Origin of the sequence: Lonsdalea britannica, from assembly GCF_002111595.1 — a bacterium.
GTDB classification, from domain to species: domain Bacteria; phylum Pseudomonadota; class Gammaproteobacteria; order Enterobacterales; family Enterobacteriaceae; genus Lonsdalea; species Lonsdalea britannica.
In genome coordinates, this window is record NZ_LUTN01000006.1 from 154,321 (window position 1) to 170,189 (window position 15,869).

A 15,869-nucleotide genomic window follows, 5' to 3' on the forward strand; every position below is an offset into this window, starting at 1 on the left:
TAAAATGTGTCAGAGTAGTTGGGGTGAGCGTATGCCCTTTACTGATGCTATGGCTAGTGGCTTATCATTAGCCATCACGTGCTTTAAGGAAGCAATAGAATGACGACAACGACAATTGAGAAAATCCAGCGTCAAATCGCTGAAAACCCGATTCTGCTGTATATGAAAGGTTCCCCAAAACTGCCGAGCTGTGGTTTTTCTGCTCAGGCGGTTCAAGCGTTGTCGGCATGCGGCGAGCGTTTTGCTTATGTCGATATCCTGCAGAACCCGGATATCCGTGCGGAACTGCCTAAATATGCCAACTGGCCGACGTTCCCACAGCTATGGGTCGATGGTGAGCTGGTCGGTGGCTGTGACATAATAATCGAAATGTATCAGAGCGGTGAGTTGCCGAAGCTGATCAAAGAAACGGCTGAAAAGCATAATGCTCAGCAGCAGGACCAAGAGTAAGTCAGAGGTTGGGACGATGGCGGGATTGACCGCGCGTCCGGCACTGAATAGGGCGGCTTAGGCCGCCCTTATTGTGTCTAAATGAAGTTTAACGCTGAGCCTCGGCGGTATTGTCTTCTTCGGACTCATTAAGCGGCAACGGCCATCCGCCCATTTTTTTCCAACGATTAACCAGTTCACAGAACAGCAGCGTGGTGCGTTGGGTGTCATACAACGCGGAATGCGCCTGCGAAGAGTCAAACGGAATTCCGGCGGTGATGCAGGCTTTAGCCAACACGGTTTGCCCAACAACCAGTCCGCTTAAGGCGGCAGTATCAAAGGTGGCGAAGGGGTGGAAAGGGTTACGCTTGAGGCTGCAACGTTCGGCAGCGGCCATGAGAAAACTGTGATCGAAAGTGGCGTTGTGCGCCACCACGATAGCGCGATTACAGCCTTGATCTTTCATCCCTTTCCGCACCATTTTAAAAATTTCGTGCAGTGCATCGTATTCTTTGACGGCGCCGCGGAGCGGATTACTGGGATCGATGCCGTTGAAGGCCAGCGCTTCGGGCTGCAGGTTGGCGCCTTCGAAAGGTTCTACATGGAAATGTAGTGTCTGGTCCTGCTGCAACCAGCCGTTGTCATCCATTTTCAGCGTGATGGCTGCAATCTCAAGCAGCGCATCCGTTTTAGCATTGAATCCAGCGGTTTCCACGTCGATGACGACAGGATAAAACCCGCGAAAACGGGCGCTCAGTGCGTTCAGATTAATTTTCTCAGCCATCAGTCTCTTTTCTTTAGCAAAAATGCAGTGCGTATTATGGCAAACTTTTGAAGGGGATGCAGTAATGCGGAGGCGACGGACGCGGTGGCGCGCCCGTCAGTGGGATAGGTTAGTTGCCCAAGCCCTGGCCGGCATGTTTGTTTTCAATCAGCTCGATTTTATATCCGTCAGGATCTTCAACGAAGGCGATAATAGTCGTTCCGCCTTTAACCGGGCCTGCTTCACGCGTCACCTTGCCACCGTCCTGGCGAATGCGGTCACAGGTGGCTGCCACGTCATCTACGCCCAGTGCGATGTGCCCATAGGCTGAGCCCAAATCGTAGCTATCGACGCCCCAGTTATACGTCAACTCAATCACAGCGCCTTCGCTCTCTTCCGTGTAGCCTACAAAAGCCAATGAATAGCGGTATTCCGTATTTTCGCTCGTGCGTAACAGTCGCATGCCCAATACCTGGGTATAAAAGTTAATGGAACGTTGTAAGTCGCCAACACGCAGCATGGTATGAAGTAAACGCATAATTTCCTCTCATTCGGCTTTTGTCAGTCACCATCACCGTGGACCACGGAAAATAGTCTGCAAAGTATAGCGTTCATAAAACTTTCAGTCCAAATCATTATTTTTCAATGTGTTAACACTCTGTTTAATGAACGGAAACGTGCATTTGTGATTTTAGGGTTTTCATCGACAGAAGACTATCGGACCTGTTATGGTCTGCTAAGAATTGGGTTGCGGTTAGTCAATTACCTGAACTATTTTACGGATATCGGCAACGAATGCTTGCCTGCTATTGCTAACAACGGTTCAATAAAGGGATCCGATGAGGAGGTCCCGTGGCTGAGCAGCTCGAACTTTTTCCTGTACCTAATCCCTGTCGTGGTATCTGCCAAGCGAATGAACGTGGTTTTTGCCGCGGATGTTTCCGTAGTCGGACAGAACGTTTTACCTGGACTCAGATGAGCGATGCTGAAAAACAGAATGTTTTGAGGCTATGCCGACAAAGAATGAAGCGGTACGAGAGAGTAGAACAACCATTATCATCTACAGAGCCGGAACAACCGCCCTTGTTTTAATGTTTGTTGTGATGTTTAATGCCAAAAATTAAGTGTAAGATCATTTTTAATTAATTATTATTTGGTAAAATCTCTTGCGCTTTTAGAACAAAATTTAACTTCTTATTTTCTTTTCTATTAAATCAGAAATGGTTGCAATCCAGGGATATAACTTAGTCTGCTAATTATAAGGAGAGGTGATGGAATTGCCATTAGGATCTGATTTAGCTCGGTTGGTACGTGTTTGGCGCGCTTTGATTGATCAACGTTTAAAGCCTTTGGACTTGACTCAGACACATTGGGTCACTTTGCATAATATACATGAACTGCCCCCCGGACAGTCTCAAATCCAGCTAGCGAAAGCGATTGGTATTGAGCAGCCTTCATTAGTCCGTACGTTGGACCAGCTGGAAGATAAAGGGCTGATCACGAGACATATTTGTACACACGATCGACGCGCAAAGCGTATTCTTTTGACTGAAATGGCTGATCCAATCATTGTGGCGGTGAATGATGTTATACAACAAACGCGCAGTGAAATACTGGATGGCATTACGCCAGAAGAAGTAGATAAATTAACGGTAATTATATCTCGATTGGAAAAAAATATACTGTCATTACATGAGAGCCAATCCTAATTAAATGCATTTCTAAAATGGATAAGTAATAGAGAGTTATTTGCGCCATCGTTTATTGACGAGAGTTGGCTGAACGGTTTATCAACAATTAATTGAAGTGCCAAATCACCACCCCTATGGGTGGTGATTGTGTTTGTTTAGCGTTAACGAGGGGAAACTGTCAGGGTTCGGCCATTGTTTGCCATGGCTACACGTTGGCCCGAGTAAAAGCGGGTATTTCCTTGTTTTTGGACCACCATGATGGTGCTGCCGTCATCGCGGCGAATTTCGAGCTCAACGCCTTGAGTACGATTCGCTGCGCCTTCAATGCTCGACCCAGCCACGCCGCCTGCGACCGCACCCGCGGCCGTCGCCAGACTACGTCCTGCGCCTCCGCCAATGGTATTCCCCAGGAAACCACCGAGAACCGCGCCGCCTACCGCGCCGATGACGTTGTTGTCCTCACCAGCTTGAATCTGCACCGGACGGGTGGAAACGACCGTACCGTAAGTCACGGTTTGAACCTGCTTGGCTTCGGATGCGCTGTAGACATCGCCTGATAACGTGCTGGTGTTTGCGCAGCCAGCCAGTGTGACGCTTGCGATGGCAATGACAATGAAACGCTTCATCATAAAAAACTCCTAATGACTATGTCGGGCTGGCACAGCCGGGTGCCGGCGAAAAAGAGGTGTGTTTAGATTATGGTCTGTTCCCAGCGCCATTCCACTTTAAACACCAAGTTAAAACACTGCGCTTAAATTGATGATAAACACGCTACAAAGTTCCCGCTTGAACTGCCTGTCGTCATCATCGCGGTCAATTTTAGACGTGTTGCCCGGAATGACGGTATCGGAATACTGTATTTCATGTCATCAAAAAAGGTAACCTGCTTTTTTGATTGACTATTTCTCTAAGACTCTACGTTAGTGATAAGACTCACTTACTGTTAACTATAGGCGCAGGTAAGCAGACATGCAGTCAGGAAGATATATAGGAGTCATGTCAGGCACTAGCCTGGATGGCGTCGATGTGGTGCTGGCCGAGATTGGCGAAGGGCATGTGGTTCAGCTCGCCAGCCATTGCCACCCCATGCCGGAAATGATGAAACAGGCGATTCTCGGTATGTGCCAAGGCCAGGCGGTGACATTGTCAGCGGTGGGGCAGTTGGATACGCAATTGGGGAGCTATTCGCCGAGGCGGTTCAAACGCTGTTGGCGCAGACTTCGCTGCGGGCCGGAGACATTACGGCCATCGGCTGCCACGGACAAACGGTGTGGCATGAGCCTCAAAGCCCGGTTCCCAGTACGATGCAAATCGGCGATAACAACCAGATCGCGGCCCGGACCGGTATCACGACGGTGGGGGATTTTCGTCGACGAGACATGGCATTGGGTGGGCAGGGCGCGCCGTTGGTCCCGGCTTTTCATCACGCGCTGCTTAGCAACGAAAGCGAACGGCGAGTCATTCTCAATATCGGCGGTATCGCGAATCTTTCTCTGCTGTTGCCGGGCCAGCCGGTCACCGGTTTTGATACCGGACCCGGCAATATGCTGCTCGATGCATGGATTCGCCAGCATCAGTCACTCGCCTATGACAAAGACGCCGTGTGGGCGCTGAGCGGCAGAGTACATCACGGGTTATTGCAGCGCATGCTGAGCGATCCCTATTTTTCGCTGCCTGCGCCGAAGAGCACGGGGCGAGAATATTTCAATCTACGTTGGCTTGAACAACAGCTGGAGTCTTTTCCTGAGATCGAACCGGCTGATGTCCAGGCCACGCTCGTGGAACTCTCTGCGGTCAGCATCATCCGGCAGATTACGCAGTCCGGTGGGGCCGAACGATTACTGGTTTGCGGCGGTGGGGCGCGTAACCCGCTCTTGATGCAACGGCTAGCGGCATTGTTGCCTGAGACAGCCGTTAGCCCGACTGATGCCTTTGGCATTAGCGGCGATGACATGGAAGCGTTGGCTTTTGCCTGGTTGGCCTACCGCACGCTCTCGGGCTTGCCCGGGAATCTGCCCTCGGTGACCGGCGCTAGTCAGGAAACGGTATTGGGCGCGATTTATCCTGCAATGTCCGACTAATCGGACTTTCCTGAGCTCATCCCATCCGACCGGTTGGTAGACTGCTTTCCGGTTCAACAATCACGATGGGAGATAGCGATGAACAGAATGTGGCTGGCGGGGATGGCGCTGGTGCTTTTGAGCGGCTGTAGTCAATTCAGGCATGCTCAGGATAACGTGATGCACTATCAATGTGGGACGATGCCGCTGACGGTGACCCAGACGCAGCAGCAGGGTCACGAGCAGGTCGCGTTCTTGCTCGATGGCGAACGGCTTCGCTTATCAGAGATCGCTGATAGCGCGGGAGCACGGTACAGCGATGATAACTATACCTTTGAGCGTACCGGCAATCGGGCTGCAATCCAACGAAACGGCAAACTGATCGTCGATGACTGTGTGCTGAAGTAACGGACAGATTGGGGGCTATCAACATTGAGATTTTCACCCGGCGGGCGCAGAATGATTTCACGTAGATCCCCGTTTGTGTGATGGAAGGACGCAATGACAACGGAAAATGAACCCTCACGTAATACGGTTGCGATAGCGCCCGAAGCCTCAGCTGTTCAAACTGATATCGCGGATTTACGCCGCGAATATACCCAGGGCGGGCTGCACCGTCGCGATCTGACGGAAGATCCGTTAGATATGTTCGAACGCTGGTTGAAGCAGGCCTGCGACGCTCGGTTGAGCGATCCCACCGCGATGTGCGTCGCCACGGTGGATGAAACGGGTCAACCTTATCAACGTATTGTCTTGCTGAAACATTTCGACCGTCAGGGCATGGTGTTTTATACCAACCTCGGTAGCCGCAAAGCCCAGCAGTTGGCCAACAATGCCCGCATCAGCCTGCTTTTCCCGTGGCAGATGCTGGATCGTCAGGTGGCGGTCATCGGCCACGCTGAAAAACTGCCGACGCTGGACGTGTTTAAATACTTCAATAGCCGCCCCAAAGACAGTCAGATCGGCGCGTGGGTGTCGAGACAGTCCAGTCGTATCTCCGCGCGCGGTATTCTCGAAAGCAAATTCCTGGAGTTGAAGCAGAAGTTTCAACACGGCGAAGTGCCGCTCCCCAGCTTTTGGGGCGGTTACCGCGTGCATATCGACAGCATGGAGTTTTGGCAGGGCGGTACGCATCGATTGCACGACCGTTTCCTTTATCAACGTCAGGAAAATGGATGGCAAATAGACCGTCTCGCGCCGTAACGGACGAAAACCTGCACAAGCCTCTGGCGCTCCCGCTAACCGCGCTTTATTCTATGGCGTTTTCTGCCGCTCACCGCGAACGGCGGCTTATTGTATAGCATCAGATTCGACGGTTATCCTTTGTTCCAACGTGGTTGGAATTATGGCACCAGTACGTTTCCCGGCGGCCAAACGCCGGGGATACGACACGATTTTCTATAAAATGGAGTTCCCAATGGCGAGTAGTAACCTGGTAAAACAATTGCAAGAGCGGGGCCTCGTGGCTCAGGTGACGGATGAGGAAGCGTTAGCAGAGCGACTGGCGCAAGGGCCGATTGCACTGTATTGCGGTTTCGATCCGACCGCCGACAGCTTGCATTTGGGGCATCTGGTTCCGCTGCTTTGCCTGAAACGTTTCCAGATGGCGGGCCACAAACCGGTGGCGCTGGTGGGCGGAGCGACCGGCCTGATCGGCGACCCGAGCTTTAAAGCGACCGAACGCAAGCTGAACACCGAAGACACTGTGAACGAGTGGGTGGAAAAAATTCGACGTCAGGTCGCCCCGTTCCTGGACTTCGACTGTGGCGAAAACAGCGCCATTGCCGCCAACAACTACGACTGGTTCGGCTCCATGAACGTACTGACGTTCCTGCGTGATATCGGTAAACACTTCTCTGTGAACCAGATGATCAACAAAGAGGCGGTCAAACAGCGTCTTAACCGCGACGACGTGGGCATCTCCTTCACCGAATTCTCCTACAACCTGCTGCAGGGTTACGATTTTACCTCTCTGAACAGCGCGCATGGTGTTGAGCTGCAGATTGGCGGTTCCGATCAGTGGGGTAACATCACTTCTGGTATCGACCTGACGCGCCGTATGAATCAAAAACAGGTCTTCGGCCTGACGGTTCCGCTGATTACAAAAGCCGACGGCACGAAATTCGGGAAAACCGAAGGCGGCGCGGTATGGCTGGATGCCAGCAAAACCAGCCCGTACAAATTCTATCAATTCTGGATCAACACTGCGGATGCAGACGTCTATCGCTTCCTGAAATTCTTTACCTTCTTGAGCATCGAAGAGATCAACGCGCTGGAAGAAGAAGACCGCAACAGCGGCAAGGCACCGCGCGCGCAGTACGTGCTGGCCGAGCTGGTCACTCAGATGGTGCATGGCGATGAAGGTTTGGCCGCGGCGCGTCGTATCACGGACAGCTTGTTCTCCGGCGCGTTGCAGGATATGACGGAGGAAGACTTCTCCCAGCTGGCGCAGGACGGGATGCCGACCATCGAACTGGAAAAAGGCGCCGACCTCCAGCAGGCGTTGGTCAGCGCTGAGCTGGTGCCATCACGCGGTCAGGCGCGGACGATGATTTCGTCCAACGCCGTTTCCGTGAATGGCGAAAAGCAGAGCAATGCGGAATACACCTTCAGTGATGAAGACCGTTTATACGGTCGTTACACGCTGTTGCGCCGCGGTAAGAAACATTACTGTCTGGTTTGCTGGAAAGCGTGATCGTTTTTGAAGGGAGCGCGATGCTCCCTTTATTTTTTTATAACGGGAAAAATCGCAATACAGGGGCAAGGGTAGCAATCGTTCATGAAAAATATACTGTCGATCCAGTCTCACGTCGTCTTTGGCCATGCCGGCAACAGCGCCGCCGAATTTCCGATGCGCCGTATGGGCGTCAACGTCTGGCCGTTGAACACGGTGCAGTTTTCCAATCATACCCAGTACGGACAGTGGACCGGCTGCGTCATGCCAGCTGAACATCTGACCGAAATTGTACAAGGTATCAGCAACATCGACCGACTGAAGGACTGCGACGCGGTATTGAGCGGTTACATCGGTTCTCCCGAGCAGGGCGCGCACATCCTGGATATCGTTCGTCAGGTCAAAGCGGCCAACCCGAATGCGATCTATTTCTGTGACCCGGTGATGGGGACGCCTGAGAAAGGCTGTATCGTCGCCCCCGGCGTGACGGACTTCCACTGTAACCAGTCGTTATTGGTCAGTGACGCCATTGCGCCCAACCTGCCTGAACTGGAACTGCTGAGCGGACGCACGGTGCACAACGTTGATGAGGCGGTCTCGGCGTGTCGAGAACTGTGTCAGCGCGGTCCGAAACTGGTGTTGGTGAAACATTTGAGCCGCGCGGCCTACCGTCAGGACAGCTTCGAAATGCTGCTGGTGACGGCGACAGAAGCCTGGCATATCAGCCGCCCGCTGGTGGATTTTGGCGAGAAACAGCCCGTGGGCGTCGGTGATTTGACTAGCGGTTTGCTGTTGGTGAACTTGCTCAAAGTCGTTGCGCTGGAGAAAGCGCTGGAGCACACCACGGCCGCCGTATACGACGTCATGCTGATGACCAGTGAAATGAAACAGTACGAACTACAGCTGGTGGCGGCACAGGATGGGATCGCACATCCTCGCCATCATTTCCAGGCCGTCCGACTCGGATAAGGCGTTATCTGCAAAACAAAAACGGGGAACGCAATGCTCCCCGTTTTTGACTCCAGAACGGCTGACTCAGGTAATAAGCTCCAGTCCTTCCGCCGTCATCGCTTTTTCTACCGACGGCCGGTTCCCGACGCGCTCAATGTAATGGTTCAACGCTGGGAATGCGCTCAAGTCGAACTTCAACTTATGCGTCCAGCGGGCGATAGTGAACAAATAGGCATCGGCGACGCCAAACCGATTGCCGATGAGGTAGTCATGCTCGCTCAGCACCATGTTCAGGTAGTTGAACCGCTGCTTCAGGTAGCTTCTCATCAGGTCTTTATACGATTCCGGGGTGCCGGGGCGAAACAGCGGCGAAACCGCCTTGTGCACTTCCATTGCGATGTAGTTCAACCACTCGATGGCATGGTAATGATGGATCGTATCGGGAGGCGCGATGAGGTTACATTGCGGGGCTTTGTCCGCCAGATAGAGCCCGATGGCGACCGCTTCGGTGAGTACGCTGCCGTCGTCCAGCTCCAGTGCCGGGACTAAACCTTTAGGCGCGATATGCAGGTAATCCCGGCCTTGTTCCGTTCTCTTGGTGTGCAGGTCCACCCGTTCCAGCGTGAAGTGCGCGCGCGTTTCGCACAGGATGATGTGAGGAAACAGCGCGGAACTGCCAGGGGTGTAATAGAGTTTCATACGTCGTTCCTTCCGTAAAAACTGCCATTCGGTTCGGTGTGTTGTTCTTGTTGTAGGCTGTTGCATTATGGTGAGAAATCGTTGAGGCGTGATGTGCGTTGCCTCGCATATTATTTACAGTAAAAATTAATTCGCGTCTGCCTTTCTCCGCACTTATCTGCGTGCTCTTCGACCGATTTTTCTCTCACATTTCTCACGCGATACCGCAGGTAGCGCCGTGTTTTTAGCTCATGCCTATCGTTATAATAACGGCCGTTGTTATGGAAACGTTATTTTTTGTTTGTGTTATCTTTAAATAAAACCACAAACAGATGCCGGTTATTGTCTGCTGGCGGCCATCAGTTATGGCACTCCTGCCCGCTGGCGCGGACGTCCTGTTTGCCATCACGGCGCCTCGCAGGGTAGGTCCGCATTAGCCCGGAGGAAGCATGTCAACACAACATCGCACTGCCTGCATGGAAACGCTGACCGCGGGTCAGCACACCTATCATTTCTTTAGTCTGGCGTTGGCCGCCGATCGTTGGGGCAACATTGACGCCTTGCCCAAGTCCCTGAAAGTGTTATTCGAAAATGTTCTGCGATTCTACGACGGCGATAGCGTCGGTGATGACGATCTGCGTGCGCTGGTCGCGTGGCAAGTCAGCACCCACGGCGATCGAGAAATCGCCTACCGACCTGCACGTGTGCTGATGCAGGACTTCACCGGCGTACCCGCCGTGGTTGATTTGGCGGCGATGCGGGATGCCGTGCGTCGGCTCGGTGGCGATGTCGACAAGGTTAATCCGCAAGCCCGGTCGATTTGGTGATCGACCATTCGGTGACGGTAGACCACTTCGGCGAACAAAACGCGCTGGAGGAGAATACGCGACTCGAAATGATGCGTAATCATGAGCGCTATGCGTTTCTGCGATGGGGGCAGAAAGCCTTCCGCCACTTCAGCGTGGTGCCGCCTGGCACCGGCATCTGTCATCAGGTGAATCTGGAGTATTTGGCGAAAACCGTCTGGTTTGAACAGGATGGGGAGCAGCGAATCGCCTATCCGGATACCTTGGTCGGTACTGATTCTCATACGACGATGGTGAATGGTTTGGGCGTATTGGGCTGGGGCGTCGGAGGCATTGAGGCTGAGGCGGCGATGCTGGGTCAGCCCATCTCCATGCTGATCCCGGACGTTGTCGGATTCAAGCTGACGGGACGAATGCGCGAAGGCATCACCGCGACCGATTTGGTGCTGACGGTGACCCAGATGCTGCGCAAACACGGCGTGGTCGGCAAATTCGTGGAGTTTTACGGTGATGGTTTAGCCCATTTGCCGCTGGCCGATCGGGCGACGCTGGGCAACATGGCGCCAGAGTATGGGGCGACCTGCGGCTTTTTCCCCGTCGATGAAGTGACCCTGGATTACCTGCGCCTGACCAACCGCAGCGAAGAGCAGATTGCGCTGGTGGAAAGCTACTCCAAGCGTCAGGGGCTCTGGCGCAATCCGGGGGATGAACCTCGTTTTTCCAGCCAGCTTGAGCTGGATATGGGCATGGTGGAAACCAGTCTGGCCGGTCCTAAACGACCTCAGGACCGGGTTGCATTGGCGGATGTGCCTGCGGCTTTTCAGGCCAGTCGGGAGCTGGATCTGAATACCAACCCGCCGTCGCAGAGCGTCGCGCCGACGTTCAAATTGGCTGGTGAAACGCATGCGCTGCGGGAAGGCGCTGTCGTCATCGCGGCCATCACTTCTTGCACTAATACCTCTAACCCGAATGTGTTGATGACGGCGGGCTTGCTGGCACGCAATGCCGTGGCGCGCGGACTGCGGACTCGTCCGTGGGTGAAAACCTCACTCGCGCCCGGTTCTCGGGTGGTGACGGAATATCTGGCTCGCGCCGGGCTCACCGAGGCGTTGGACCGTCTGGGCTTTAATCTGGTGGGGTACGGCTGCACTACCTGTATCGGTAACTCCGGGCCACTGCCTGCGCCGGTTGAAGCGGCGATTCGGCAAGGTGACTTGACCGTCGGCGCCGTGCTGTCCGGCAACCGCAACTTTGAGGGGCGCATTCACCCCTTGGTAAAAACGAACTGGCTGGCGTCTCCGCCGCTAGTGGTGGCCTACGCGCTGGCGGGCAATATGACGGTAGATCTGAGCCGCGATCCGCTGGGCGAGGATGACCAGGGCCAGCCGGTTTATCTGCGCGATATCTGGCCTTCTGCAAAAGAAGTCGCTGACGCGGTGCAAATGGTCAGTAGCGATATGTTTCGTCGCGAGTACGCCGAAGTCTTTTCGGGAACGGCGGAGTGGCAGGGGATCGCGGTCGGCAACGAACCGACTTATCGCTGGCCGGCGGACTCGACCTACATCCGTCAAACGCCGTTTTTCAATACGATGCAGATCGTGCCGGAGCCGGTCAAAGACATTCACAACGCCAGAATCCTTGCCATTTTGGGCGACTCCGTCACGACCGACCACATTTCTCCTGCGGGAAATATCAAAGCTGACAGCCCGGCGGGCCGCTATTTGCAGGCGAATGGCGTGGAGCCAGACGCGTTCAACTCCTATGGCTCTCGTCGTGGAAATCATGAAGTGATGATGCGCGGGACGTTCGCCAACATTCGTATTCGCAATGAAATGGTCCCAGGCAAGGAAGGGGGTTATACGCGACATATTCCCTCGCAGGACGTCCTGGCGATTTACGATGCCGCGATGCGCTATCAGCAGGATCAGGTGCCGTTGGCCGTGATCGCGGGCAAGGAGTACGGCTCGGGGTCGAGCAGAGACTGGGCCGCGAAAGGACCGTGCCTGCTGGGCGTTCGCGTCGTCATTGCCGAAACGTTCGAGCGTATTCACCGTTCCAACCTGATTGGCATGGGGATTCTCCCTTTGGAATTTCCGGTAGGCGTCACTCGCAAAACGCTGGGACTGAACGGGGGAGAGCGTATCGATATTGCTGGACTGACCGATTTGCAACCCGGCAGTACGGTGGCGGTGACGATCGTATCCGACGAGGGAGAAACGCAAACGGTAAATACCCACTGCCGGATTGATACCGGAAACGAGCTGACCTACTACCGTCACGGCGGAATTTTGCATTATGTCATCCGCAATATGCTAAACGACAAGTGACATTGTCACTTTGTGTCGACCATACGTACGTCCTCTTGTTCGAGGTGAGAAAATCGCGTATCACTGAGGCCGCAGGTTTTTACCATCACATCGTGTAAGAGGGAAACACAATGGCAAAGGAACATATCAGGCTGGCGGTGATGCTGAGCGCATTGAGCATGGTGACATCAGCGGTAGAAGCGGCGATCGTGCCGGCTGGCACCGTCTTAGCGGATAAACAGGAGCTGGTGCGCGGTAATGGATCGGAACCCGCGACGTTGGACCCGAATCGCGCGGAAAGCGACGTTGAGGCCAATATCATTCATGACTTCTTCGATAATCTGATCTGGGCGAACGATGACGGCAGCTTCAGCGGGGGGTTAGCCGAGCGTTGGGAAAACAAGGACTATCAGGTGTGGACGTTTCATTTGCGGCCCGGCCTGATGTGGTCGGACGGCAGTCCGATCACGGCCGACGATGTGGTGTTCAGCTGGCAACGCCTCAGCGATCCGAAAACGCTATCGCCGTACCAATCGTTTATTCAAAGCATGCATCTGCTGAATGCCAAGGCGATTACGCGAGGCGAAAAAGGCCCTGAGACGCTGGGCATCAAGGCGCTGGATCCGCAAACGGTGCAGATCACGCTCGACCAGCCGCTGTCTTACTTTTTGTCGATGGCTTCGCATTATGTGTTATCTCCGTTGCCGAAAGCGGTGGTCGAAAAGTATGGCGACAGCTGGACGCAGCCGGGGCACTTTGTCAGCAGCGGGCCGTATACGCTCAGCGAATGGGTGGTCAATGAACGGCTGGTGGGAAAGCGCAATACTCGCTACTGGGACAATCCGCACACGGTGATAGACAAGGTCACCTATCTGCCGATCCCATCGCCGACCGCGGAAACCAATCGCTATAAGTCTGGCGAGATCGACATCACGAATACGCTGCCGCCCCAGCTGTTTAAGTTTCTACAGCAGTCGCTGCCGGGGCAGGTCAGAGTGTCTCCGTTCCTCTCGACCTATTTCTATAAATTAAATACCCAGAAACCGCCGTTTAATGACGCGCGTGTGCGGCGAGCGCTCGATCTGGCGCTGGATAAAAATGTGATCGCGGAGAAGGTGATGGGGATGGGGGAAAAACCCGCCTATAACTATATCCCCAGCGGAATGGCGGGCTATACCAGCCATCAGCCCGTCTGGGCTAACTGGACTCAGCAGCAGCGTATTGCGGAGGCCAAAAAACTGCTGCAGGAGGCCGGTTTCGGCAAAGACCATCCTTTGCGTTTTGAACTGCTCTACAACACGTCAGAAGCGCATCAGAAACTGGCGATCGCCGCCAGTGCGATGTGGAAACAGTCTTTGGGCGTAGAGGCGACGCTGGCCAATCAGGAGTGGAAAACGATGCTGGATACGATGCGTGACGGCCGTTTTCAGGTGGTCAGATCGTCATGGGTCGCTGACTACAATGAGCCGTCAACTTACTTCAATACCATGCGCACCAATGACAGCAACAATCAGGGTAAATTCAGCGATCCCGCCTTCGACGCACTACAAGATAAGGCGATAACAGCAGGTAGCCTGGAGCAGCGCAACGCTTATTACCATCAGGCGGAAGCGATTTTGCAGCAGCAAATGCCGCTGATTCCGATGTACTACTACGTGCGTAGTCAACTGGTCAAACCTTACGTCGGAGGTTTCAAAACCGATCTGATGGGGAATTTCTACACACGGGATTTTTATATTACTAAACACTGAGAAGAGGGCGTCAGGGACTTGCCCTGACGCCCTTAGGGCGCTATTTGCCTTCCAGCAGGTGGCCCATCTTGGCGGCTTTGGTCGCCATGTAACGTTCGTTTTTCGGATTTTGCCCCACAACCAGCGGCACGCGTTCGACGATGTTGATGCCCGCTTCGGTCAAAGTTTTTACCTTCTGCGGGTTGTTGGTGAGCAACCGAACCTGCGCGACCCCCAACAGCTTGAACATATCCGCACAGGGTGTGAAGTCGCGTTCATCCGCGGCGAAACCTAACTGATGATTCGCTTCAACGGTATCTGCGCCTTTGTCCTGCAAGGCGTAGGCGCGGATTTTGTTCAGCAGACCGATGTTGCGGCCTTCCTGACGATGATAGAGCAGTACCCCGCGGCCAGCTTCGGCAATCTGATTCAGCGCGGCTTCGAGTTGAAAACCACAGTCGCAGCGCAGGCTAAACAGCGCGTCGCCCGTCAGGCATTCAGAATGAACGCGGGCCAGCACAGGCTCGGAGCCGGAGATATCGCCATACACCAACGCAAGGTGGTCATGCCCGGTCGCGGTTTCTTCAAAGCCTACCATCAGGAAATCGCCCCACGGCGTGGGTAATTTGGCTTCGGCGACCCGTTTTAGCTGCATGTTAATCTCCAACATAAAAAAGACAGAGTGCATCCTACTACTTTTGCTCAAAACCTCTATAGCAGGCTAACAAAAGACCGGATGAATGGCGGTTTTTTAGGCTGGTGGGACTTATCAGAGGCAAAACAAAGCCTACACTTACTCACTTAGCCGTTGACGTAACCGAAAGGTATTTTACGTCATACTAAACGCCTATGCCTTCTTTTCTGGTAATATCGGAAAAATTTCATTGGTTTTATATCCCTCTGAATTATAGGGAGAATTGATGTACGGAATCACTAAAAGAGTCACCATTGGCGCGCTGTTGCTGCTAATAATGCCCCTTGTGGTCTGGCTGAGCGGTTGGCAATGGCATCCACACCTCACCGGAGGGTGGCTACGTGTGCTGTTCTGGATCACGGAAACGGTGACCTCGCCGTGGGGCGTGGTGACGAGCGTTGTACTGTCGCTTTGGTTTTTGTGGTGTCTGCGTTTCAGCCTGAAACCAGCGCTGGGCGTGTTCGCGATTCTTATTGTGACCATCTGCATCGGGCAAGGGGTGAAGTCGGCGATCAAAGGTTGGGTTCAGGAACCCAGACCCTTTGTGGAGTGGCTTGAACAAAGTCATCAGGTCGATGAGCGTCATTTCTACTCTTTGCCGCGATCCGAACGGTCTTCTTTGATAAAAAACCAGCTTCAAGACGATCAACAGCTACCGAAATGGTTACGTCACCACTGGCAGGCGGAGACCGGGTTTGCTTTCCCGTCAGGACATACGATGTTTGCAGCCTCCTGGGCGTTGTTGGCGGTCGGCCTGCTGTGGGCGCGTCGTCACTATATCACCGTCGCGATCGTCATGATCTGGCTACGGCCGTCATGGGAAGTCGTTTGGCGTTGGGGATGCACTGGCCTCAGGACCTAATGATGGCGACGGCGATCAGCTGGTTGCTGGTTTTGGTCGCGACCTGGCTGGCCTCACGCTGGTGTGGTCCTCTGACCGCAGCCGAGGTTGATGCTGAGCAATCTCAGCAATCTGTGACGTTGTCACATAAGGGCGACATTTAAGTTTACTATGGCATAATCGGAACCCCTCAGGTCAATCGAAGAGGGGCTTTCCCGTGGCACTCCCACCGCTGTTTTTCTCGTG

The 15,869-nt window shown here is 53.8% G+C and carries 13 protein-coding genes and 3 pseudogenes; 11 read left to right on the plus strand and 5 right to left on the minus strand.

Features of this window, described 5'->3' with window-relative positions:
• Positions 1-99: 99 nt before the first annotated feature.
• The gene (locus tag AU509_RS07270; RefSeq protein ID WP_085652825.1) at positions 100-450 is read left to right on the plus strand and encodes a Grx4 family monothiol glutaredoxin; all 351 of its coding nucleotides are present in this window, start codon (positions 100-102) and stop codon (positions 448-450) included.
• An 88-nt stretch (positions 451-538) separates the two neighbouring features.
• Here the strand turns inward: AU509_RS07270 and rnt are convergent, their stop codons facing one another.
• Positions 539-1,213, minus strand: coding sequence for a ribonuclease T (rnt, locus tag AU509_RS07275; RefSeq protein ID WP_085652826.1), 675 nt, complete (start codon positions 1,211-1,213; stop codon positions 539-541).
• 109 nt (positions 1,214-1,322) lie between these two features.
• Complete coding sequence (gene gloA / locus AU509_RS07280; protein ID WP_026742642.1) at positions 1,323-1,730, minus strand: lactoylglutathione lyase; 408 nt, start codon at positions 1,728-1,730, stop codon at positions 1,323-1,325.
• 314 nt (positions 1,731-2,044) lie between these two features.
• On the opposite strand from gloA, the gene AU509_RS07285 reads away from it, so the two are divergent.
• Positions 2,045-2,284 (plus strand): DUF1289 domain-containing protein, encoded by a 240-nt coding sequence (locus AU509_RS07285; RefSeq protein ID WP_085652827.1) that lies wholly within the window; start codon positions 2,045-2,047, stop codon positions 2,282-2,284.
• Between the two features lie 179 nt (positions 2,285-2,463).
• Complete coding sequence (slyA, locus tag AU509_RS07290) at positions 2,464-2,901, plus strand: transcriptional regulator SlyA (protein ID WP_085652828.1); 438 nt, start codon at positions 2,464-2,466, stop codon at positions 2,899-2,901.
• A 143-nt stretch (positions 2,902-3,044) separates the two neighbouring features.
• On the opposite strand, the gene AU509_RS07295 is transcribed toward slyA, so the two are convergent.
• On the minus strand, positions 3,045-3,512 hold the full coding sequence (locus tag AU509_RS07295) for an outer membrane lipoprotein (protein WP_085652829.1): 468 nt from the start codon (positions 3,510-3,512) through the stop codon (positions 3,045-3,047).
• Positions 3,513-3,879: 367 nt separating this feature from the next.
• Here AU509_RS07295 and anmK point away from each other — a divergent pair.
• The 5 genes and pseudogenes from anmK (at position 3,880) to pdxY (ending at position 8,586) form a co-directional block, all read left to right on the plus strand.
• Positions 3,880-4,964: pseudogene (gene anmK, locus AU509_RS07300) on the plus strand (anhydro-N-acetylmuramic acid kinase).
• A gap of 78 nt (positions 4,965-5,042) precedes the next feature.
• On the plus strand, positions 5,043-5,351 hold the full coding sequence (locus tag AU509_RS07305) for an MliC family protein (protein ID WP_094118013.1): 309 nt from the start codon (positions 5,043-5,045) through the stop codon (positions 5,349-5,351).
• Between the two features lie 93 nt (positions 5,352-5,444).
• A complete protein-coding gene (gene pdxH, locus AU509_RS07310) occupies positions 5,445-6,146 on the plus strand; it encodes a pyridoxamine 5'-phosphate oxidase (protein ID WP_094118014.1) in 702 nt (233 codons plus the stop codon).
• 214 nt (positions 6,147-6,360) lie between these two features.
• Positions 6,361-7,638 carry a tyrosine--tRNA ligase gene (gene tyrS / locus AU509_RS07315; protein WP_094118015.1) on the plus strand — a complete coding sequence of 426 codons (1,278 nt, stop codon included), beginning with the start codon at positions 6,361-6,363 and terminating at the stop codon, positions 7,636-7,638.
• A gap of 84 nt (positions 7,639-7,722) precedes the next feature.
• Complete coding sequence (pdxY, locus tag AU509_RS07320) at positions 7,723-8,586, plus strand: pyridoxal kinase PdxY (RefSeq protein WP_094118016.1); 864 nt, start codon at positions 7,723-7,725, stop codon at positions 8,584-8,586.
• A gap of 66 nt (positions 8,587-8,652) precedes the next feature.
• Here the strand turns inward: pdxY and gstA are convergent, their stop codons facing one another.
• Entirely contained in the window at positions 8,653-9,267 is a 615-nt protein-coding gene (gstA, locus tag AU509_RS07325) for a glutathione transferase GstA (RefSeq protein ID WP_094118017.1), read from the minus strand.
• 428 nt (positions 9,268-9,695) lie between these two features.
• Between gstA and acnA the strand changes: the two are divergent.
• Both acnA and AU509_RS07335 read left to right on the plus strand, forming a co-directional pair.
• Positions 9,696-12,379 (plus strand): annotated as a pseudogene (gene acnA, locus AU509_RS07330) (aconitate hydratase AcnA).
• A gap of 110 nt (positions 12,380-12,489) precedes the next feature.
• Positions 12,490-14,109: an ABC transporter substrate-binding protein gene (locus AU509_RS07335; RefSeq protein WP_094118018.1), complete on the plus strand. Its 1,620-nt coding sequence runs from the start codon at positions 12,490-12,492 to the stop codon at positions 14,107-14,109.
• Between the two features lie 40 nt (positions 14,110-14,149).
• Here AU509_RS07335 and ribA read toward each other — a convergent pair whose 3' ends face one another.
• On the minus strand, positions 14,150-14,743 hold the full coding sequence (gene ribA, locus AU509_RS07340) for a GTP cyclohydrolase II (protein ID WP_085653299.1): 594 nt from the start codon (positions 14,741-14,743) through the stop codon (positions 14,150-14,152).
• A gap of 265 nt (positions 14,744-15,008) precedes the next feature.
• Between ribA and pgpB the strand changes: the two are divergent.
• A pseudogene (pgpB, locus tag AU509_RS07345) lies at positions 15,009-15,787 on the plus strand (phosphatidylglycerophosphatase B).
• Positions 15,788-15,869: the final 82 nt, after the last annotated feature.

Bases quoted from the DNA above. Each gene is read 5' to 3' on its own strand.
- pdxH (WP_094118014.1), top strand. From the start codon at position 5,445: ATGACAACGGAAAATGAACCCTCACGTAATACGGTTGCGATAGCGCCC.
- AU509_RS07295 (WP_085652829.1), bottom strand. From the start codon at position 3,512: ATGATGAAGCGTTTCATTGTCATTGCCATCGCAAGCGTCACACTGGCT.
- rnt (WP_085652826.1), bottom strand. From the start codon at position 1,213: ATGGCTGAGAAAATTAATCTGAACGCACTGAGCGCCCGTTTTCGCGGG.
- slyA (WP_085652828.1), top strand. From the start codon at position 2,464: ATGGAATTGCCATTAGGATCTGATTTAGCTCGGTTGGTACGTGTTTGG.
- AU509_RS07335 (WP_094118018.1), top strand. From the start codon at position 12,490: ATGGCAAAGGAACATATCAGGCTGGCGGTGATGCTGAGCGCATTGAGC.
- AU509_RS07270 (WP_085652825.1), top strand. From the start codon at position 100: ATGACGACAACGACAATTGAGAAAATCCAGCGTCAAATCGCTGAAAAC.
- gloA (WP_026742642.1), bottom strand. From the start codon at position 1,730: ATGCGTTTACTTCATACCATGCTGCGTGTTGGCGACTTACAACGTTCC.
- AU509_RS07305 (WP_094118013.1), top strand. From the start codon at position 5,043: ATGAACAGAATGTGGCTGGCGGGGATGGCGCTGGTGCTTTTGAGCGGC.
- pdxY (WP_094118016.1), top strand. From the start codon at position 7,723: ATGAAAAATATACTGTCGATCCAGTCTCACGTCGTCTTTGGCCATGCC.
- gstA (WP_094118017.1), bottom strand. From the start codon at position 9,267: ATGAAACTCTATTACACCCCTGGCAGTTCCGCGCTGTTTCCTCACATC.
- ribA (WP_085653299.1), bottom strand. From the start codon at position 14,743: ATGCAGCTAAAACGGGTCGCCGAAGCCAAATTACCCACGCCGTGGGGC.
- tyrS (WP_094118015.1), top strand. From the start codon at position 6,361: ATGGCGAGTAGTAACCTGGTAAAACAATTGCAAGAGCGGGGCCTCGTG.